Annotated in this window: 11 protein-coding genes and 1 pseudogene; 5 read left to right on the top strand and 7 right to left on the bottom strand. The window is 38.9% G+C overall.

The genetic code is table 11. The annotated features are described in order from the left end of the window. The coding region (locus ACFINC_RS06965; protein WP_375616705.1) for a type ISP restriction/modification enzyme at window positions 1-1,519 on the top strand (1,519 nt) is incomplete at its 5' end. A 1,006-nt stretch (window positions 1,520-2,525) separates the two neighbouring features. Here ACFINC_RS06965 and ACFINC_RS06960 read toward each other — a convergent pair. The 5 genes from ACFINC_RS06960 to ACFINC_RS06940 form a co-directional block, all read right to left on the bottom strand. Next, complete coding sequence (locus tag ACFINC_RS06960; RefSeq protein WP_375616704.1) at window positions 2,526-3,110, bottom strand: SMI1/KNR4 family protein; 585 nt, start codon at window positions 3,108-3,110, stop codon at window positions 2,526-2,528. 41 nt (window positions 3,111-3,151) lie between these two features. Then, the gene (locus ACFINC_RS06955) at window positions 3,152-3,748 is read right to left on the bottom strand and encodes an SMI1/KNR4 family protein (RefSeq protein WP_375616703.1); all 597 of its coding nucleotides are present in this window, start codon (window positions 3,746-3,748) and stop codon (window positions 3,152-3,154) included. Between the two features lie 64 nt (window positions 3,749-3,812). Beyond that, window positions 3,813-11,432 carry a DUF637 domain-containing protein gene (locus tag ACFINC_RS06950; RefSeq protein ID WP_375616702.1) on the bottom strand — a complete coding sequence of 2,540 codons (7,620 nt, stop codon included), beginning with the start codon at window positions 11,430-11,432 and terminating at the stop codon, window positions 3,813-3,815. A gap of 91 nt (window positions 11,433-11,523) precedes the next feature. After that, entirely contained in the window at window positions 11,524-13,284 is a 1,761-nt protein-coding gene (locus ACFINC_RS06945; protein ID WP_375616701.1) for a ShlB/FhaC/HecB family hemolysin secretion/activation protein, read from the bottom strand. Further along, window positions 13,277-13,456, bottom strand: a complete 180-nt coding sequence (locus ACFINC_RS06940; RefSeq protein ID WP_375616700.1) for a hypothetical protein — start codon at window positions 13,454-13,456, stop codon at window positions 13,277-13,279. Before ACFINC_RS06940 ends, ACFINC_RS06945 begins: the two co-directional genes overlap by 8 nt. Window positions 13,457-13,712: 256 nt before the next feature. Between ACFINC_RS06940 and ACFINC_RS06935 the strand changes: the two are divergent. Beyond that, a pseudogene (locus ACFINC_RS06935) lies at window positions 13,713-14,362 on the top strand (type ISP restriction/modification enzyme); the annotation flags it as partial. Window positions 14,363-14,670: 308 nt separating this feature from the next. On the opposite strand, the gene ACFINC_RS06930 reads toward ACFINC_RS06935, so the two are convergent. After that, window positions 14,671-15,171, bottom strand: a complete 501-nt coding sequence (locus ACFINC_RS06930) for a hypothetical protein (RefSeq protein ID WP_375616699.1) — start codon at window positions 15,169-15,171, stop codon at window positions 14,671-14,673. A gap of 1,800 nt (window positions 15,172-16,971) precedes the next feature. Between ACFINC_RS06930 and ACFINC_RS06925 the strand changes: the two genes are divergently transcribed. The 3 genes from ACFINC_RS06925 to ACFINC_RS06915 all read left to right on the top strand — a co-directional run bounded on the left by ACFINC_RS06925 (window position 16,972) and on the right by ACFINC_RS06915 (window position 18,872). Beyond that, window positions 16,972-17,541: a hypothetical protein gene (locus tag ACFINC_RS06925; RefSeq protein WP_375616698.1), complete on the top strand. Its 570-nt coding sequence runs from the start codon at window positions 16,972-16,974 to the stop codon at window positions 17,539-17,541. An 82-nt stretch (window positions 17,542-17,623) separates the two neighbouring features. Then, window positions 17,624-17,995, top strand: coding sequence for a hypothetical protein (locus ACFINC_RS06920; RefSeq protein ID WP_375616697.1), 372 nt, complete (start codon window positions 17,624-17,626; stop codon window positions 17,993-17,995). A gap of 97 nt (window positions 17,996-18,092) precedes the next feature. Beyond that, window positions 18,093-18,872 (top strand): hypothetical protein, encoded by a 780-nt coding sequence (locus ACFINC_RS06915; RefSeq protein ID WP_375616696.1) that lies wholly within the window; start codon window positions 18,093-18,095, stop codon window positions 18,870-18,872. A 1,456-nt stretch (window positions 18,873-20,328) separates the two neighbouring features. On the opposite strand, the gene ACFINC_RS06910 is transcribed toward ACFINC_RS06915, so the two are convergent. Next, a complete protein-coding gene (locus ACFINC_RS06910) occupies window positions 20,329-21,156 on the bottom strand; it encodes a ferredoxin--NADP reductase (protein WP_375616695.1) in 828 nt (275 codons plus the stop codon). Window positions 21,157-21,497 lie beyond the last annotated feature (341 nt).

Genomic DNA, 21,497 nt, shown 5'->3' with positions numbered 1-21,497 from the left:
TGCTGTAACCTTGTTTATCAAAAATCCCAATGCTATTGGACCTTGTAAAATTTACTATCATGATATTGGTAATAATCACACAAGAGAAAAAAAGCTTAAGACAATTAAAAAATTTAGGAGCATTGATGGCATTACACGAAGTAAACAAGGTTGGCAAATAATCACACCAGATAAACATGGTGATTGGCTTGGTCAACGTGATAACAATTTTAAAGCATTTTTATCCATAGGTTATAAAAAAGGTCATGGTAAAAAGCTTTTTGATACTTATTCCTGTGGTATTGTAACTAGCCGTGATGCTTGGGTATACAATTCAAGCCATGAAGTTTTAGCGAAAAACATAAGTAATATGATTGCCTTCTATAACAGTGAAGTAAAGCGTTTTAATAATGTTTATGGACATGTTGATCCTAGGATACGTAAAAATGCTGTAGACAATTTCGTCAATACAGATACGAGAAAAATCAGTTGGAGCCGCGCTCTTAAAGAAGATTTAGCAAAAGGAAATACTTTTGAATTTGAAGCTACATGCCTTATGCAAAGTTTATATCGTCCTTTTACACAACAGTGGCTTTATTATAATCGCACCTTCAATGAAATGGTTTTACAAATGCCGCGGATATTTCCGATGGGAAAAGCGGTTGAAAATAAAGTAATTCAAATTACAGGCGTAGGAGCAAGGTGTGGTTTTTCTGTTCTTATGTCTGAAGATTTGCCTAATCTAGATGCAATAGAAAAAGGTCAATGCTTTCCACGGTATTTTTATGAAGATACTATGGTTTCAAAAGGTAAAAGTGAGAAACAATCCCATTTATTTACAGAAGAAAGCAAAACAGCTGGTTTACAGAGGCGTGATGCCATTACTGATGAAGGATTAGCACATTTTAAAGCTGCTTATCCTAATGAAAAAATCACTAAAGATGATCTATTCTATTATGTTTACGGTTTACTTCATTCGGAAGATTATCGTGCTCGTTATGCTGATAACCTCTCTAAAGAATTGCCTCGTATCCCTTGTGTAAAGAGTGCTGGTAATTTTTGGAAGTTCGTAACAGCAGGGCGTGAACTGGGTCATTTGCACGTAAATTATGAAACTGTAGAGCCTTATCCAGTAACCTTTAAAAAGGGTAATCCAAAATTAACTGACATCTCTAATCCCGAAAAATTCTATTATGTAACTGAAATGAAATTCGCAAAAGCAGCTAAAGAGAAAGGAAAATCCGAAAAGGATAAATCAACTGTCATTTATAACAGCAATATCATTATGACAGATATCCCTCTTGAAGCTTATGAGTATATCGTCAATGGCAAGCCCGCTCTTGAATGGGTTATGGGGCGTCAATGTGTAAAGACTGATAAAAAGAGTGGTATTGTTAATGATGCCAATCGCTATGCTGTTGAAACCGTTGGCAACCCTGCTTATCCATTGGAGTTGTTTCAAAGGGTTATTACCGTAAGTTTAGAAACAATGAAAATCGTTAAGAACTTACCAAAATTAGAAATAAGAGAAACTGAATAACTTATAAAGCATGTTCACATGATAGGCATGCTAAATTCACAAGGGGTATAGAGCTTATAACCATAATCTATACCTCTCTTGTTAAGTTGATTACATACAATCTTTAAAAGGAGTGTTTATATGCGTTATTCTAAAAAGAAATCATTTGCACTTTTAAATACTCTCATTTGGATTGCTTTAAGACTTTTAAGAAACCCACTCTTAAATAGAATTAGATTTTTTTACATTGCCTTTAAAAGATTATACCGTAATCTAAAATGATAGCTTTATTGTTTTCAAAAGCTTTGTTTAAGAGAGTTATATATATATATATATATTCATTTTGCTTATAGGTTTTGAAGGTTTCTCAAACCCTCAAAATACCTTCAAAAATATACCATGAGTTGTATTTATAGGTTTCATCTTAATATAGATTGTATCTCTAAAATGCTAATATATTGAAATATAATAACTTTTATTTTTTTATTGAAAAAAATATATAAAGGGGAGTAAAAGGAACCCTCAAAATACTCAAAATCTTCAAAACTAACAACCATAAGGATCTTGATAGCATTTCTTATGAGTTACAAACTATCTTTTGAAAGGCTTTAAAGGATCATATGCTTTTCATAAAGCACATTTTAATCACTCACTAAAATAATCTATTTTGTCAGTTCAATTTACTGACACATAACTGACAAATATATATTGTTAGTTGAATTTATGGGTTACTATTTAATAAAGGTTGTATCATTAAAATACTAACCTATTGAAATATATTGATTTTAATTTTCTCTCATTTAAAAAAAATAATATAGGCTCTAAAAAGAACTGACAACACTGACACGGTCTATTAAAAGGGATTTTGCTAATCTTTATAATGATCAATCTCTTTTTAGATGTTTTCATAACAAGCAATAAATCGCAATTATCCTATTTATCAACTAGTTGTATAACATCATCTAAGGTATAGGTTTTCATCGATTATTCTCAAAACTTGCGTTATAAACGCTCCGTATTTCTTCTATCAATTGCCCCTCCTCCATAGTTTTTTCCAAAAACTCTTGTAAAAAGGGATAGGTTGCGGAGTGGGAGTGTTCTCAATCTTTTCAATCGGTTGATCACCATCAGGTATCTCAACTCCCGCGTGTACTTTAATTCTTTTGCAAAGGAATTCATAAAAATTGCTAGCGTAATACTCGCAATCCTCAGATGGAAGCATGACATAAAGTGGGCATTCACCATCCCGAAACTGTGTATAATCAAAATAAAAGGTTTCACCAAAATCAGCATCACAAACGACAAGTTGTTCTGGTGTCGTAAAACCACGTTTTCTATCATTTAAGTTTTGGAAAACAACGTCATTAACAGAAACACCTATAGGATGCTCATAAAGACTATAGATTTCTTCACCACTAATGTCCCCACCTTTATAATGTTTCAAAAAACTCTTGTAAGAGGATGTGAATTGTAAACCGAGAGCTTTCTCCGCCTTTTCAATCAGTAGATCATCAACTGCATCATCTTCAGTACGAAAATGGATAATCTCATCATCATATTTATTCACTTTATCAATTAATATTACAACATCATCTAAGGTATAGGTTTTCATAGATGATCCTCAAAACTTGCGTAACGCTCCATATTTCCCTATCAATTGCCCCTCCTCCATAGTTTTTTCCAAAAACTCTTGTAAAAAGGGATAGGTTGCGGAGCGGGAGTGTTCTCAATCTTTTCAATCGGTTGGTCACCATCAGGTATCTCAGCTCCCACACTTTCTTTAATTCTTTTGCAAAGGAATTCATAAAAATTGCTAGCGTAATATTCGCAATCTTCAGATGGAAGCATGACATAAAGCGGGCATTCACCATCCCTAAACTGCGTATAATCAAAATAAAAGGTTTCACCAAAATCTGTTCTGCTAATGAAAAGCTGTTCTGGTGTCACAAAACCACGTTCTCTATTGAGTAAGTTTCGGTAAACAATATCACCAGCAGGAATACCTTCCCCACAATCTCCATAAATGCTAAATATTTCATCACCACCAATTTCTCCTCCTCCATATTTTTTTAAGAAAACTTTGTAAGAGGATGTGAATTGCAAACCCAAAGCTTTCTCCGCCTTTTCAATCTGTAAATCATCTGTTTCATTCTCTCCATCATCTTCAGTACCCAAATTGATAATCTCTTCATCATATTTATTTACTTTATCAATTAAGACTGCAACATCATCTAAGGTATAGGTTTTCATCAATTATTCTCCATTAATTATTCTATAAATCTCTGTTTTTTCTCTTTTCATCAACCGTAGAGTATTACTGCCGATGCTCCTGTCCCCATCTGTCAAAATCTAGACCTATAATACCCCATTTCATATCAATTATTTCTCCTAAATTACTGTTTTTTTGTTCTCTATACCCTTTAGCGCGTTCCTTCCAATATTCCTCTCTCCACTTATTAAACTTTTCTCTCTCTATAAGCGATTGATGTGTTTTGGAAGGAGCATGAATCACGGAACTATATTTGTTATGATCTTTACTGCCAATTTCTGCTATGGGCCCCTCATGCGTTTGCTTTAGGTGATGCAACTCAACAGGCTCACCATCATATCCTATAGGTGCTCTTCCTGTTTCCATTCTCTCAATATTGGTGCCCCATACTTCTTCCCCTTTTACTGTCCAACTAACCATTTTGTTAGGATCAAACAGGTCGTCTCTCTGATAGGCTTTGTTTGTCTGTCCAAATTTGCTATCGGTAAATTTAGTGGGTTTCTCTTTTAACCAAAGCTTTTTTTCTTTAGCAGCGAGTTTGGTCAGTTCTTTCCTAGCAGCTAGTTTGTCAGGATCTCCCTGAGCTGCAAGTTCTGCAAGATTTTTCTTGGAAGCAAATTGGGCAAAATCTTTCCTAGCATTGAACTTGATCACAGCCTTTTCGCCAAGCTTTATGCCTCCCTTGACTACTCCAGCTCCTCCAGCAAAGTTTTCTAACACTCCGGCTGATAATCTTCCACTTTCAAAACCAGCATTAAAAGCTCCGTCAACTCCCGCTTTTTCAAGATTCTCTTTTACGTAATCTATATCCCCTATAAAGGAATCCTCAACACCTCCCCAGAATTGACCAGCACCTTCCCAGACATCATCAATCACATGTCCACTCACGACCCAAGACGCTCCTGTTCCAATGTCTTTAACACTCTTTTCAACGCCCCCCCGTGGATTGCTAGCAAATATTATCATTTGTAACATCATGTTCTTCACAGCGCCATCAGCTAACTCGTATAGCTTGATTGGTATATCGGCAATGAGACCAGCCATAAGTCCTGTCGAAAAAGTTCTATCTTGTTGTTCATCAATCTCGAACCATTTTTCGTTAACATCTCTTCGACACTGATCATCAGGGCACTCTTCTAACTCTTTCTTCATCTGAGCGCGTTGTGCACTCCCCAAAAAGTTATTTGCAGCGGCATTACCTGCGGCATCGGCGCCGGCATCAACATCGCCACCGGCAAGGGCAGCAGCAACGCCCCCCGCAGCCCGTGCAACATCAATGGTGTGATCCCTAAAGTCAGCAAACTGCGCATCAATCTTTGCGTTTATACGCGCTTCCTCTTCCGGAGTTGGGGTGCGACCGTTTAGGTCCCCCATTTCCTCTTTCACAATGCCTTGCACCCACAATTGAAACTGGAGCATAGCAGTGGCTTCGCCCACAGCACCCCCCACAGCACCGGCTGTGCAAGCACCGCTCGCAACAGCGCCTTTTAAGCAGCCAAGACCGGCGTGGGCAACGATCTGTGTGACCGTGTCTATTTTGCCTTCTGCCTTGGCGGTACCGATTTCTTCCGCCAACGATTTGCCAACCGTATCAGACAGGGCGATGCGCAGATTGTTAAAAAAGTTCTTGTCAAGAGAACCACCCTCAAGAGCCGTTTGCACGCCTGTGCCAATGGCGGCTTTGATCAAGTTCTTTTCCGCCTCACGGGTGATGCGATCAACCAGAGGAGCCGTTTTGGGCAAGGATTGCCCAACACCAGCCATTTCGGTTAGTTGGCTGGTTAAGCCTGCTGTCAACATCGACGAGACAATGCTGAGAACATTCTTTGAAGAGCCAAGCTCATGCAAGGCACCGGCAATATTGCCGCGATTATTGACAAGAGCCACAGCGCTTTTGTTAATCAGCGCTTGGACACCAGCCTGTATCGCCGCATTCATGGCGGTGCTCGAGCCAAGCCCCAAAGCACCGGTAATGGCACTGGCAGCGCCCGAGGCTGCTCCACCCGTAACCGCCGTGACAGCCAATGCCACGAGAGCAGCGCCAGCTTCTGTCAATCCTTGGGCTTTATAATCCCAGTCTTTAAATTCAGCTTTCACTGCTTGCCAATCAACTTGCTTGGATAATTCTGGATCATCACGCAGTTGCTTGATCCATGCCATGCCTGGGGAGCGAGATAATTGCTCAAGAGATTTGTCTAAATCACCGGTTGCCTCATATTCAACAACGAAGCCATCGCCCGCATCAAGCTTTATGCCACCCTTAGCATCTATGGTGACATGCTCGATGGTCTCCTTCAGATAGCCTTTGTCCCTCTCATTCCACCACACAAGATTTTCATTACGCTGATAAACATCCTTAAAATCTTGATCCTTGTTGGTCAGAAACTTTATTTTTCCCGTATCTGATGCCAAATGCGTCTGACCACCACTTGATAGCCCTGCCGCATCAAGCGTGAGATCTCCATTTTGCGCATGCATGGAGAGGTTGCCCTCTGTTTCTATCGTGGTTTTGTTTGTAGTAACTTCTGTTGATTGTTGACGAAACTTATTCTTTTGCTTCGATTTGTCGCCTTCTTTGCCCCTCAGATCCAAATCAAAACTGTTAAAATCTTGCTCTGAAACCACGTTGAGAGCGCCACCACTGGTGAAATCACCATTGCCCTTGGCTTTAAACTTTCCCTCAAGGTTCAGTTCACCACCTGTGACAATGGTCAAATCTCCATCACTGTTGACTTCTGTCAAACGGTGCTCACTGCTTTGGGCGTTATAATGCCCTTTTTCCAATGTCTCCTTATGGTCACTCTCTAGCACTAATGAACCAAATGTAGCAGAACCATCGACAATCACCGTCGTCGATCCACCACTGCTCCATTGGCCACCAGTCATGCTTAAATCGCCAAGGGAGTGAATGTTTAAATCCTGTATAGAAATGATTTGAGCCTGCTGCCCACTCCGATCAACAAAACCATATTCATTCGTGTCACGGATTTTTGCAGTACCATCAATGATTGTCTTCGCATTGAGGGTGATGATATCCCCCAGAATAACCCCTGAAGAGTTGGCTAAAAGATCGCCACTGCTGAGATCTACAGCACCGCTGCCAAGCAAAAAACCACCATCATTAAACAAAGTTTGCGTAGTCGAAACATGCAATGCACCATTACTTGATATGGTGCCACTATTGGTAAGACGGTCCGTCTCTATAGTGACGCCATTGCCTTTCAAACGTGCACTGGCAAGATTTCCTTGCTGCGTTTTTGCCCCATAAACATCTTGTGCTAAAGAAGTGTTTGATGCCAAATAAACGTGGGGTACCAAGACCTCTTGTCCGTCGACAAGGTGGGTCTCAAGCCAGATCATATCCTTTTTGATCTCAGCAATCTGCTGAGGCGTTAAGGGCTTGCCTAGCACTAACCCCAAGGGACCTTGCTGCTCCACAGCATTGTCATAGAGCGTTTGCATTTGAGCATTGGGATCTTCATCATCAAGAAGAGTGCGATTGCCTGTCAGCTCAAAGATTTGCTCACCCACCAGACGATATTCAAAGTAAGCATCGCCCAATCTTTTGAACACGTTTTCAGGCTTATAATTGCCAATCTTTTTTAAGTAATAGTCCGATCCTAAAAATTTACTTGGGTTGATAAAGTCCTGTCGCGTCTCGACTAAAAACGGCACATCCGGTGATTGGGTCTGGTCCAATTCTGTCTTGACAGAGCTAAGCCCGTCTTGCGTTGGCACCTGTATGGATTCTGGTGCGGGTGTTTTTGTGCTTGGTGCAAAAAGCCCTTTGTGCCCTTTCAAACCATTGATAATCCCATCTAATCGATCATCACTAATCAGTGGTTTGGAACCGTCAAAATCGGTGTTTTTAACACCAGCCAAACCTTTCTCGCCAGAGCTTAAGCCAACTTGCTCAACCCCCTCACGCACCGCATGATTGTCAATATAGCCTGTCAACTTGGCATCAAGCGTGCCACCAGCTTCAATCGTGCCGTAAACAGCATCATAAGTGCGTTTGAGTGTTTGGGTAAAAGTAGGACCATCCCATTCTTCTGCACCGTTTATACATGCTGGATTTGTGATACTACATTGCTTATGTCTGTAGCGCGTTTCCGTTACAATCTTAGTTGTTTCGATTAAATCGCGCCCCTCATTGAGCAGCGTATCGCCATGCATCTCAATGTTGCCATTGGCAGCAATCAAGCTATAGCTATTGCGGATATCACCGGCATTAATTGTCAGATGATGTCCTACTAAAATCTGTGCAGCATTATTGGTAAAATGAGGCTGCTGACGAATGATCGTGGTGTCGATATTTTCCTTGATACGTAAATGATCAATATTTTCGACATCTTTCCATTCTCCTCGCACGTAACTGTGAGAAATCACTTTATCGCTAACTTCAACCCCACCTTCGCGCATGTTGGTAAGCGCTGAGACATCGAAGATCATATCGCCTGACACGGCTTCTAAAAGACCCGAGCTGTTGATCACATGACCAGCCCGCTCTCCACTTAAACCACGGATGATGAGATTGTCTTCAGCAATGACATCGGCAAACTTATTGATAAAATCCCCATCTAAGGAGAAAATGGCAGATTTCTTGGCATAAATCAGCCCACTATTACTCAGATCAGCGCTCACATTGAGCGCAACCCCATCACCACTTGAACCAATACTGCCGGCATTGTCCAAAACATCTGCGGTTAAGACAAAAGCACCACCACTTTTGAGAACACCGTCTTCACCATTTAAAACCAGAGCAACTTGCCCCAATGACGGATCATGACTTTTTGCCACAAGCGTAAAACTGTCACTGGCTAAAAGCTGACCGGAATTGGCTAAAGACCCAAGCTTCGCATCAACAACACCGCCCACCATAATACCGGAATTGCTTAAAACATCATGGCTGTTGAGAGTAAGTACCCCGCCTTGCGCTTCCACAAGCCCAGCTTGGGTGAGTGTGCTTGCCTTCAGCGTTACATCATAGGCGCCAACCTCACTTGTCTCGCCCATTGTCAATATGCCATCACTGGAAAGCTCTATCCGCTTTTTAGAGACAATGCGCCCCGTTTGGCTGAGATTTGTTTGCGCATGCAAAGCAATGGTATCATTGCTTTCTATTGTGCCACTATTGCTTAAATCACCGTGGCTGGTCAGTTGAAGGTCACCACGCTCAATCTCTATGTGCCCTGCTTGGATCACACTATCAGCAACAATATTGACTGCCCCTTGCGTAGAAATGAGACCATCAACATTCTCAAAACTGCCCACATCAATGCGCAAACCATCCCGCGCTAAAACATGCGCACCTTCATCATGTGTAGCGTTTTGTTGCTCTGAATTTGTCGTTTCAGCGCTTTTATTGACAAAAGACGTTGCAACAATCTTCATCTCACCGGCTAAAGCACTGAGAAGACCAGCCTCATTATTTATATGACCAGCACGTGTCTCTTTCAGCCCACCAATGCTGAGAGCCTCTTCTGCAATCATTCTGCCCTGTGTGTTGGTTAAATCACCATCACTGAATAGATCCATAGATTTTTTGGCGTAAATCAGCCCACTATTGCTGACATTTCCTGCCACATTGAGCGCAACATTCTCACCACTAGAGCCAAGCGCACCGGCATTGTCTAATTGCCCTGCGGTCACAACAAAAACACCACCACTTTGAAGGACACCTTCGGATGTATTCTTCAGAAAGGCTTGTTGCGGATCGGCGCCTTCTTGTGTGCTTACCATCAAATGCAAATCATCGGTTGCAATAAACGTCCCTTGATTGGTAAATGCACCAATATGAGCATCGACACTCTCACCGCGCATTGTGCCGTTATTGATAACCCCATCACGCACTTGAAGGGTTAATGCTCCCTCTTGGGCTTCCACAGTCCCTGCTTGGGTTAAAGCATCAGCACTTAAAACCACATCATAACTTAAAATCGTGCTCTCTTGAGAGGTTGTGAGCATGCCCCCCGCTGTCAAGGCAACCTGCTGCATACTGACAATATCACCCGTATGATTGAGGGCACCATGGGCATCCAGCGTTATCTTCCCATTGGACCAGACAGTGCCTTCTTGGATCAGGGCACCGTGATGCGCATAAAGGTCAACTTTTTGCTCTGCCACTAAGCGCGCGCGTGATGTAAGCTCTGCTGCTTCCACCAAAAGAGAGCCGCCGGCGCTATAATGTCCAGCGCCTACAGTGAGCGCATCATCGGCGCTCAAGACAATATTCCCCTTGGCACCAATATGGTTGTTTAAAGCGCTGATTTGATTGGTTTTAATGGTCAGATCGCCAAGGGAAGAAACCCCTGTTTGATCATTGTCTTGCATGCGGCTCAGATCAATTGTTGCTGCTTGGATCTCTAAAAGATCACCGGCGGCTATCCGCCCATTCCCCGCCTCAAGCTTTGCTGCCTGTAAATGCAAAGAACCCGTCGCTGACTGTTGACCATCACTCCCAATACCGCTTGCTAGAAGAGCATGGGACTGGAGCTTGATCAGATCGGCGCCCACATCAACAGTACCGCTCGCTGCAACGCGAGCTTGCTCAGCCAGTTCAACATGTTTCAAAGCCTTCAGTTCAACTGCTTCTTCTGAGAAAAGCAGATCTTTCACATGTACACTATCGTGGTGGGAGTGAGCCTTCACCGCTCCTTTGGCACGTGCTTTGGCAATTACCAGCTTGCCATCACTTGTCAATCTCATGGCGCCTGCATTGGCAACCATGTCTCCGCGCATCTTAACGCCCGCACCTTTATCATTGGCAATCACGCGGATCTGCCCCGCATACATTCCACCAAACTCACTGGAATCAATCGCCAATTCTGGCTCTTTGCCATCAGAACCAAGAGAAGTTGCTTCGCGTTTGTCATAATCAAAATGATTGCGCCCCGCGATAACAGCCAAATCTCCTTTGACCTGTATGGGACCCCCGACACTGATCTTGCGCGAAACAAGATCAAAAATATCTAATGCACTCCCATCAGCCCCACGAGAGCCTATAGTGATATCTCCACCCTCAACACGCAATCCACTCAAAGCGCCATCGGCTCCAATAATCGGTTGTCCAGTCGATAAAGTCACCCGTGGTGTATTAATAAAGCCACAACCGTTACAGGTAATCCCATTGGGATTGGCGATAATAACATCCGCCATATGCCCATGTACTTCGCTCACGCCTTCAAGACGCGAGCGATTGGCACTTACCACTTCATTAAGGATAACCTTTGCTGCACCGCTATAACGCAAATTGCCGTTGCCTGGCACCAATCCCCCAAGCTGTGAACGCGAGACTTCCTCAGTCGAATTGTTCAAAATTACGCCATGGGTATCAACATTGAAACTGTCATATTTGTTATGAGAAAGACCCTGTCCATTGGGGCGAACAATATCAATCAGCGGCACATCATTGCCGGCTTTCCCCACCGTGGGGCGGAAAACAGAGCCAACCCCATCAGCTGCTTTAATCCCTTGGCTCTCTTGTGCAACAGGACTTCGCGCTCCAAGCGCTTGTGCTTGCAATAACAAAGGCTGAAAAGCTAAGCAAAAACTTAAAACAAGTGAAAGCCCCTTATGAATCCCTCGCTGCAAAACACAAAGAACGCGCTGCCATAGCTTGTATCCATATCCCAATCTATGCTTTTGATCTTTCAATCCCCGCATCTTCAGCTCCTCATAAAATTCTTTATCTCTTTAAAAAAAACAACCCATATGGGTATAAACAGCGCAGCGATATTTTTACCGCCCATTTGCTCTAAAATCTTAATAATGCCCGCACTTGAAATAACCCTGTCGCATTCCCCTTTTCTCGCACTGTCGATTGGGTTAAAATATTTGAATAAGACACATCAACATCCGTAATGTCTCCGGTTGCATGGAAACCAAGAGTTGCCCCAACGAGGCTCCCGCCAAAACTGTTTTTGTTTACATCATTGGCTACAGCCCCCAGATCAAGCGCCATATAAGGGGCAAATTGGCTCATAAATTTACGCCCCATTCTCGAAGAAAAACCTGGCAACAACAGCGACAATTCATTGCGCCAAAACGCCCCATTATTGCCGTAATAAATCGCCTCACGCACCCCACGCACAGAGGAACTACCACCAAGCGATATTTGCTCTGAACTAAACAACGTGTCGGGTGATAATTGTCCTGAAAACAGCGTGTTATAGCGAAAGTTATACTGTTTGAGCGAAAAAGAACGCACGTAGCCTAGGGAAAAAGACAATTTGGAAAATTGCCCTTTGGGTGAATTTTTTGTTGCATTCTCTTGCTCTTTATCATCATAAGCGCCAAGAATTGCCAACCCTTTATGAAACCCTATATGCGCGCTTAATTCTCCTCCAAGCCACTTGCGCGAATGATCAAGCTCAAAGGTTGCAATAGCTAGTTTACGGCTGGAAACATCAACTCGACTGCCCATAATAAAATTATCAGAATATTTCCATGTCAACCGTCCTGTAACCCAGGTCTTTCCCTCTTGATCACGGTCGATAACCCGTGAAATCCACGGTGTAAGCGATAAAGACTTACCCGCTGTCATAATATCGGAAAATATTCCCTTAACACTCGAATGATATTGGCTCCACGTCCCATCAAAACCAGTTGTCCAATAGCCATAGGGTAGAGAAAATGATCCTGTTAGAGTATCACTATTGGGACGCTTGTGAGAAAAATGATACGGACTACCATCCATAGAACGCTGATAGCTAAACGACCATTGATCATTGATCCCCAACAGATCATCAAAAGAAAGGCTCAAGCGCGTTTGATAAAGCCCTGTTGCTTTAGCACCAAGATTATCGCTGGAAAGCGTAATAAGCCAAGGTTTCTGTTTTTCAATATGAACATCGAGTATCGAACCACCCGAATTGCCACCAGCACCAAGATTAATGGTGGCTTGGCGTGAGAAAAGCCGATTGATTTGATCAAGCCCTTGCTCTATCTGGCGCAGATTGGTCGGCTTTCCAATAAGGTTTGGAAAAGCCGTGGTGATTTCTCCTTGAGATTTCATTCCAACTTTATGCCCATCAAGGGTAATATCTTCCATCACACCTTCAACAACAACAATCTTGAGATGACCGCCGCTTAAATCTTGCTCAGGCAAATAAGCCCGCACCGCAATATAGCCGCGCTTCATATAAAGCTTGGTCACCGCTTTGAGCACTTTGTTGATTTCGGCAATCCCCAAACACCGTCCTTCCCAAAGAGAAATGGCTTCATGAAGGTCGGTATGAGAAATCAACTGAGCACCAACAAATTCAATGCTTTTGATCAGCAAACAGGTTGTACTAGGCGAAGCACCATAGGCAGATGTGGTATCATCGTCTGGCAAAAATACCCCATGTGTTTCGTTTCTACGGTGTAATTGCTGAAAACGTTGTTGTTGCGTTTGTTGTCGTTGGATGCTCTCTGATTGATTAATCGCTTTCTCACGAATGTTTTGGGCAAAACTCGGCAACGAAAAAAGGCACAAAATAGCCGCAAAAACAAAAATGAAAAAAAATCTATGCATTCATTGTGCCCTCAAAATGAGCAACAAAATGAACCATATCATCAGCGTCACAGAAAAAATCGCCAACCGCGTAACAATTTTTTAATTTTTTGATGAGAGTAATACTTATAACATCTGAGAAAAAAGCATAGACTGTACTGTATACACCTGCTTTATTAGTTGTGCAAACCATATCATTTCCCCCGCTTTTGAAGATTTTACAATGACACTGTTAAATGACAATCATACACTCTAATATGCTTCTTAATTTTAAGGTGTTGCATGTAATATAATCTTGAGCTTCAAGTAAAGACTCTTATTTATAGAATATACCAAATTTATTGGAACTGTTACATATTAGAGACAACAAAAAACTATCCATTATTATCGCTTGATAAGAAAAATAGCATGACAATCGCTTATTTACTAAAATAAGAAAAAAGAAAATGCGTAATGCCATAACTTATGACGAATTAGCGCATTTTAAAACTGCTTATCCCAATGAAAAAATTACTAAAGATGATATCTTTTTTACGGTTATGGTCTACTTCATTCAGAATATCGCACTCGTTATGCTGATAATTTATGCAAAGAATTGCCTCGCATTCCTTGTGTAAATAGTGCTGATGATTTTTGGAAACTTGTAACAGCAGGACGTGAATTGGGTCATCTGCACGTGAATTATGAAGATGTAAAACCTTATCCTATGACCTTTAAAAAGGCTAATCCAAAATTAACTGATATTCCTAATTCCGAAAAGTTTTATTACGTGACTGAAATGAAATTCGCAAAAGCAGGTAAAGAGAAAGATAAAACCACTGTTTTTTACAATAGCAATATTACCATAACAGATATCCCTCTTGAAGCCTATGAGTATATCGTCAATGGCAAGCCCGCTCTTGAATGGGTTATGGAGCGTCAATGTGTAAAGACTGATAAAAAGAGTGGTATTATTAATGATGCTAATCGCTATGCTGTTGAAACCATTGGCAACCCTGCTTATCCTCTGGAGTTGTTTCAAAAGGTTATTACCGTAAGTTTAGAAACAATAAAAATCATTAAGAACCTACCAAAATTAGAAATTAGAGAAACTGAATAGATTTGGCATGCTCAGATGATAGGCATGTTAACCTCACAAAGGGGTATAGAATCTTATAACCATAATCTATACCTCTTTTGTTAAGTTGATTAGATACAATCCTAATATGCGTTATTCTAAAAAGAAGAAACTTGCACTTTTAGATCCTCTTATTTGGATTGCTTTAAGACTTTTAAGAAACCCACTCTTAAATAGAATTAGATTTTTTTACATTACCTTTAAAAGATTATACCGTAATCTAAAATGATAGCTTTATTAACATCGACCTTGTGGCTAAAATTCGTGATTATGCTGCTATTTTCCTAACTCTACTTTGGGACTATAAGCCCCTCTTTGGCTAGTTTTTCAACAGTTGTTTCAGCAACGCTTACTATGAGATTAGAAAATGATGCAAAAGCATTTCCATCGCTATAGCCTTTTGCTAGCCATATGGTTTCTTTGTTTTTTGTATGGTGAATAAGGTAAACACTAACACTTATGGCGGGCTTACTAATATTATATCCACCGGTCACATAACCTGGTGTCGTCTCAGTTTTTATGGTAGCAAAGTTTCCAAATCCCGAAATAGTACTTGTAGAGGTTCCCGGATGATATGTTGGCGGGATATACGTCTGTGATATAGCACGATTATCAACGCTAACTATTAGGAGTGCATCTGCGCCTTTATTTGTTATAATTTCCTCTTTCTCGTTATAGGAATAATTACGAGTTGGAGGGAAAAGTTCTAATCCTCTCAATATCTGTACATTGTATTTAACGAAGGATTTCTCAAAGGTGTCTTCAAGTTCTTTTTGCTCAGAAATAGACATGCCAACACCTCCTATGACCACCTTTTTCGTTTGAAATCGTCCCTTGTAGTTTGGATCAACAATTCCGTTCAAATGTGTTATAGGACCACAAGCTGTGAGTATTAACAAACAAAGTAAAATAAAAAACTTCATCATCATAAACCTTTGATTAATGTCAAAAGTCTAATAGTGTATTTATAATTCAAATTAAAGATATGATTTGAACTTTTAAATAATTTTTTTAGATTGTTTTGCAAAATTTAAGAAATCCACTCTTAAATAGAATTAGATTTTTTTTACATTGCCTTTAAGAAGTTATACCGTAATCTAAAATGATAGCTTTATTGTTTTCAAAAGCTTTGTTTAAAGAGGGTATTCATTTTGCTTATAGGTTTTGAAGGTTCCTAAAACTCTCACCCCCCCCTCAAAACCCCTTTAAATGTATACTACAGATTGTATTTACATGTTATATGTAATATAGATTGTTTTTTTTAAAACACTAACCAATTGAAATATAATAACTTTTATTTATAATTAAAAAAACAAAATAATTAATAATAAAAGGAACCCTCAAAACCTTCAAAACCCTCGAAACTCATAACTATAATGATCTTGATAGCATCTCTTATGAGTTACAAGCTATCTTTTGAAAAGCTTTAAAGGATCACATGATTTTCATAAAGCACGTTGTAATCATTCTCTAAATCATAAGGTTATCATTCAAAAGAACTGATTAAAATTCATAAAAGGGATTTTGATAACGTAACCAGTTTTTAATTTCATATGCTTTTCATAAGACACGTTTTTATGACTCACTAAAATGATCACTTTTGTCAGTTCAATTTACTGACACATAACTGACAAGTTTTAATCAATTCACATCATTGGCTATCTTTAAAGATTGTACTCTTGATATAAGTTATGTTTTAAAGATATTAACATATTGAAATATAATGTTTTTAATTTTTACTCATTAAAAAAAATAATAGAGGGTCTAAAAAGAACTGACAAAACTGACACAACTGACAAAAGCCTATTAAAAGGGATTTTGCTCATCTCTATAATTATCAGTTTCTATTGAGATGTTTTCATAACAGTCTATAAATTACAATTATCATATATCCTATTTATCGTTTCTCTTATGAAAATGAAAAATGATGCCATGGCTATAAAGAAGATAACAGCTATAGAGAATGCATAAAAACAGCAAGGTTTTATAATCATAATGCAAATGAATGCATTGGTTATAAAGACCATCTCTATAAAAGGCTGTTAAGTTGCAAATGTGTTATAAACAAAATTCACAAAAAATTTTAAATTCATTTAGTAAAAAATAAAAAAATTGATAGGTTATAAAGATAAGAATACGCATTATGAGAGCGTTTCTAAATATTATAAATGTATAGATTCAAAAAACAGCGCAATCGTTTCTAAAGACCATAATATAGCTTTAAAAGCATATAAATATAAAAGAAGCTCTTCATAAGAACATGATAACATTAATACATAATGCAATTAAAAAAATACAAAAAAGATAAAATATTAATTGACAATAAATACGTATTTTGTTATATAAATAATCAAGTGATTAACAAACACTGAATCGTAAGCGGATAAACCACGTAAGGTTTCTCCCATTTCTTTAAAATACTGACTGTCTTTTATGCTTTGAATAGCGTATTATGATTTTGTCGGGTGTGGTCATGCTATACAAAACCCTTATGGGGAAAGCATGCCAACGGACTTACGACCGTGTTTGTTAGCGCCCGACGCCCTTATAGGGGTGTCAATAACAAACAATATTTTCGTAAGGTTTTAAATATGACAAATATATCAAACAACACCCCCGTTATTTCTTCCATTGCAAATGAAACAGCGTCTGTTAATAAACAACAGCCTGCAAAAAAATACGAATTTACAGGTGAGACAATAGAGGTTTGCTTTAAAACACTTCATAGAATTCGCGCTTTAAGAGATTTTGGAGACGTCAAAAAAGGTGATTTAGGCGGTTTTATACAAGGTGAAAGTAATTTATCCCATGATGGCAATTGCTGGGTTGGCGGTAAAGCCAAGGTTTATCGCAATGCAAGGGTTTATGGCAAGGCGGTTGTGGCTGGCAATATCTATGGCAATGCTCATGTGTATGGCTTTGCACGTATTTATCCGGATGCTCATATTTTTGGTAATGCTCATGTTCATTATTACGCTTGTGTTTTTAATGATACAAAAATTTATGATAATGCGAAAATTTCCGGATATGCTTGTATTTTTGCAAATGTAAAGATTTTTCGCAATGCGGTCATTAAAGGTGACACTTGGGTTCGTAATAATATTGAAGTCTGTAGTAAAGAAATTGTCTATAATGACCAGTCTATAAAAGACGCTGCGTAAATAAGGCGTGGGCGCGGCGGGGGCACCCCTCTTTAAAACATCTCATTCTAAAATTTAAATCTCTTTATACAGGAATTGTGCCATGCAAAAGAAGTTTGCACTCACAAATGAGACACGTGTAATTAGTAATCAAATTCTTTATCGCATTAAAGCTTTAAAAGACTTTTCTGATGTTAAGGCTGGTGATTTAGGCGGTTTTGTTGAAAAGGAAGATAACCTATCGCATGATGGCAATTGCTGGGTCTATGATGATGCTTGTATTTATAATAATGCCTATGTTTCTGATAATGCTACTGTTTTTAATTATGCTCGTGTTTTCGATAATGCCGTCGTTTCTGACAATGTATATGTTTGTTACTCAGTAAAAATCTTTGGCAATGCTATAGTTGATGGCAATCAAAAAATTTATGATGATATTGGGAATAATAACAAAACCATAAATGAAGCTGCTTAAATAAAGCATGGGCGTTGTGGGGGCGCCTGATTTCCAATCCAATTTTCCATTTCAATTTTAGAAAACGTTTATCACATTAGATTGTGAGGGTATCTCTATGTGCAAAAAATACGAATTAACCAGTGAAATCAAAAAAATCAAACATGCACTTACTCGAAATATTATAAATCTTTATCGCATTAAAGCTTTAAAAGATTTTGATGATGTTAAGACGGGGGATTTAGGGGGCTTTATTGAAAAGGAAGCTAATCTATCCCATGATGGCAATTGCTGGGTTTATGATAAAGCTTGTGTGTATGGCTATGCCGTCGTTTCTGAAAATGCAAAAATACGGCATTTTTCTCAAGTTTGTGGTCAAGTCTATGGGAATTGTGAAATCTATGGCAAGGCTTTCATCTCTCAATACGCAAAAATTTATGACCATGCTTGTGTCTATGGCAATGCTCATGTTTATGGCAATGTTTATGGGTATGCTCATGTGAGTGGTGCTGCCCGCGTTCTTGCTGATGCTCATATTTATGATTATGCTCATGTTTCTTATGATGCTACGGTTTTTAGTTATGCACGCGTCTATGGTCGTGCCATTGTTGCTGGCTCTGCCCGTATTCATAGCTATGCCAAGGTTTATAATTATGCCTTTATTAATGGTCGTGCAAAAATACATGGCAAGGTCTATGGCGGTGCTTTGGTGGGCGGTTGTGCTGAAATTTATGGCTCTGTTTTTGGCAATGCCAAGGTTTTATTCTATACTAAGGTCTGGGGTCGCGCTTATGGCAATGCGAAATTAACCAAGAAAAGCAAAGTAAGGGAAGTTCCTATAAATTATGAGGTTTATGAAAGCGATAACCTTGTCAAGATTGTTGATGAAACAGAATAAAAATAGACATGGGGGTGCCTTCTTGATGACTATAAACGCATTATAAGATAATTGCTTAATATACATATCATAAAAGAAAGCCGTGTCAGTGATATGACGCGGCTTTCAAATAACGATTATAATGATAGAAAAATAATCATCCACAATGGAGTAATGAATGCATATATACAAAACGTATTATATTGCAAGCGCTCTATTGAAATATGAAAACTTATCAAAAGGAATGTAAATAATGCGTATGATTTTTACTCACTCATTTGAATGAAAAAGCCTATAAACGCTTTTTGTTGTTCTCAAACGTATTAATCATAACGTCTTTAACTTAAAGAGATTCATTGAAAACAAAGCCCATGATAAAAATGCATCTTAAATGAATGTCTTATAAAAACGTTCTTTTTACATTTACGAGCGTTGGTTTTCAAAACAATCTCTCATAAGACAATAAACAAGCGCTTTTATCAAACGCAAGGCTATAAAAACTGTTATAAACATCAGTTTCAAACGTTTAAACGTATTTAGAAAGGCTTTCATAATAAGCGTATTTTTAACAAAACTTCTTTGCAAATTAATCGCTCTATATTTGGCTAGTAAAATCAACCAATCCAATTTTGGAGGCATTAACTTTAGAATAGAGCATTCTTTAACATTATAGCTTTTTTCTAAAAATTTAGAAAAATCTCATGCCTTATGATGTTACAATGGTTTTGAATTTTACTTGCTTATCTTTGTCTAAAATAGATGCCCTCAAATTTGAGGGGACCCCATTTGGTTTCGTATTTTTAAACTATAACTTTTAAAACGTTTTTAGTACCAAGTCTAAAGTAGATAGTAATTCTACTGCCATGGCATTATTTGCTTCCATTTTTTTGTGGAAGCGAATAGTTCCGTTCTTAAAAACTAGCCTGCAATCTATTCATTAAAAGGCTTTTGATTTCATAAGATATAAAAGACCTCTTTATCGTTTTCTAAACTTTTAGACAGCGTTTTAAAAGCGATCTTGTCCTTAATCCTTTTATGCAATCTTTAAAATGTTCGCTGTTATGATGATGCTGTTATGACAGCTCTCTATTTTACGCTTCTAATTTTGAGAACTGTAATTTTATGTTTTTATCATGTGATTAACAATCCAATCTTTAAAACAAGATGGGATCTTTAAACGTATGCGATTTCTGCTGTGATAAAAACGTATCATAAAATTTATAACTGTTATGAATGATAACTGCTTTTCATTTCATTTGAATGCACCCATGCGTTATAATATTAGCATCATGATTTGCTTTTTATGGTCTATTCATACATAGCAATCTTATATAAAAAATGATCAAATGAATCACGTATAAAAGGATGGATTCTTGAGTGGATTCATATAAAATAATTGCAAACAACATATTGACTTTATTGTGTTTTTTGATATTCTATCGGATAGAAGAAGATAAAGCATCAACTTTCCCACTCATTACTCCACAAAAGCGCGCTCTACAACATAAGTAGCAGGAGCATTATTGGCCCCTTCAACAAGACCAAAGCTTTCACACATCCTGGCGCAATCTTTTAACATTGCCATGGAACCACAAATCATCACCCGATCTTCATCAGGATGAATCTTAGGAAGTCCCGTTGTTTCAAAAAAATCCCCACTTTCCATCACAGTCGTAATACGACCCATATGCTCAGAAGCTTCACGAGTCGTCATAGGATAAAATCTCAACTGTTGTGCATACTCTCCAATGAGTGGATCTTGTTGCAAAGAGGAAACAAGATCTTTTGCATAAATTAACTCATTTTTTTCGCGCGTTGTTTGAATAAGGACAACTTCTGAAAATTTTTCATAAGTGTCAGGATCACGAACAAGACTTGCAAAAGGAGCAACCCCCGTCCCAGTTGAAAGAAGATAAAGACGTTTTCCAGGAATAAGAGCATCAAGAACCAGCGTTCCTGTAGATTTTTTACGCATGAGAACTGTATCACCAATTTTAATTTTTTGGAGATGCTCAGTTAAAGGTCCCCCTGGAACTTTTATCGAAAAAAACTCAAGCTGTTCATCCCAAAAGGGACTTGCAATCGAATAAGCGCGATAAATCGGCTTTTCTGCATTTGGCAAACCGATCATAACAAACTCACCCGAACGAAAACGAAAACTATCCGGACGATTCAGACGGAATTTAAATAACCGATCTGTATAGTGACAAACCTCTTGGACAGTAAGGGCGAACACATTCTCAGGAATCGGAAAATTTGTAACGCTGCTGATGCTTGACGGAACATTGGTAGCAGACGTATTCATACTCTTCCCTATATCTTTATTGAACATTAAATTTCGAATCCTTAACGTGATATAGTACTTGCACAACCATCTGCCAACAATTTTCTTAAAACAAAAGTCTCACGGCTAACACTTTTATGCCAAAATTAAATAAATGAGGAAAATACGAATACAAACCCCATTCAAAGAAAAACAAAACATTGAGTATTAAACAATCCCGGTACTCTTTTCCCCTTTAACTCATAATGCATATTTCCATTGTAACGCTATAACACTCTCTCGCTTGATAAAACTTATGACCAAAAACCTTAAAATAAGAGAGATAAAATTTTTGTTGAATGAGTCTAACGCGCTCTATAAGC

This window comes from Bartonella sp. AP58NXGY (genome assembly GCF_042195785.1).
Classification (GTDB): domain Bacteria; phylum Pseudomonadota; class Alphaproteobacteria; order Rhizobiales; family Rhizobiaceae; genus Bartonella.
Note: the sequence above shows the minus strand (reverse complement) of the source record. Positions and strands in the feature narration are given on the sequence as shown.

What these genes read in the sequence shown, in the direction of transcription:
- ACFINC_RS06950 (WP_375616702.1), bottom strand. Translation starts at nt 11,432, where the DNA reads ATGCGGGGATTGAAAGATCAAAAGCATAGATTGGGATATGGATACAAG.
- ACFINC_RS06940 (WP_375616700.1), bottom strand. Translation starts at nt 13,456, where the DNA reads ATGGTTTGCACAACTAATAAAGCAGGTGTATACAGTACAGTCTATGCT.
- ACFINC_RS06915 (WP_375616696.1), top strand. Translation starts at nt 18,093, where the DNA reads ATGTGCAAAAAATACGAATTAACCAGTGAAATCAAAAAAATCAAACAT.
- ACFINC_RS06925 (WP_375616698.1), top strand. Translation starts at nt 16,972, where the DNA reads ATGACAAATATATCAAACAACACCCCCGTTATTTCTTCCATTGCAAAT.
- ACFINC_RS06910 (WP_375616695.1), bottom strand. Translation starts at nt 21,156, where the DNA reads ATGAATACGTCTGCTACCAATGTTCCGTCAAGCATCAGCAGCGTTACA.
- ACFINC_RS06945 (WP_375616701.1), bottom strand. Translation starts at nt 13,284, where the DNA reads ATGCATAGATTTTTTTTCATTTTTGTTTTTGCGGCTATTTTGTGCCTT.
- ACFINC_RS06955 (WP_375616703.1), bottom strand. Translation starts at nt 3,748, where the DNA reads ATGAAAACCTATACCTTAGATGATGTTGCAGTCTTAATTGATAAAGTA.
- ACFINC_RS06930 (WP_375616699.1), bottom strand. Translation starts at nt 15,171, where the DNA reads ATGTCTATTTCTGAGCAAAAAGAACTTGAAGACACCTTTGAGAAATCC.
- ACFINC_RS06920 (WP_375616697.1), top strand. Translation starts at nt 17,624, where the DNA reads ATGCAAAAGAAGTTTGCACTCACAAATGAGACACGTGTAATTAGTAAT.
- ACFINC_RS06960 (WP_375616704.1), bottom strand. Translation starts at nt 3,110, where the DNA reads ATGAAAACCTATACCTTAGATGATGTTGTAATATTAATTGATAAAGTG.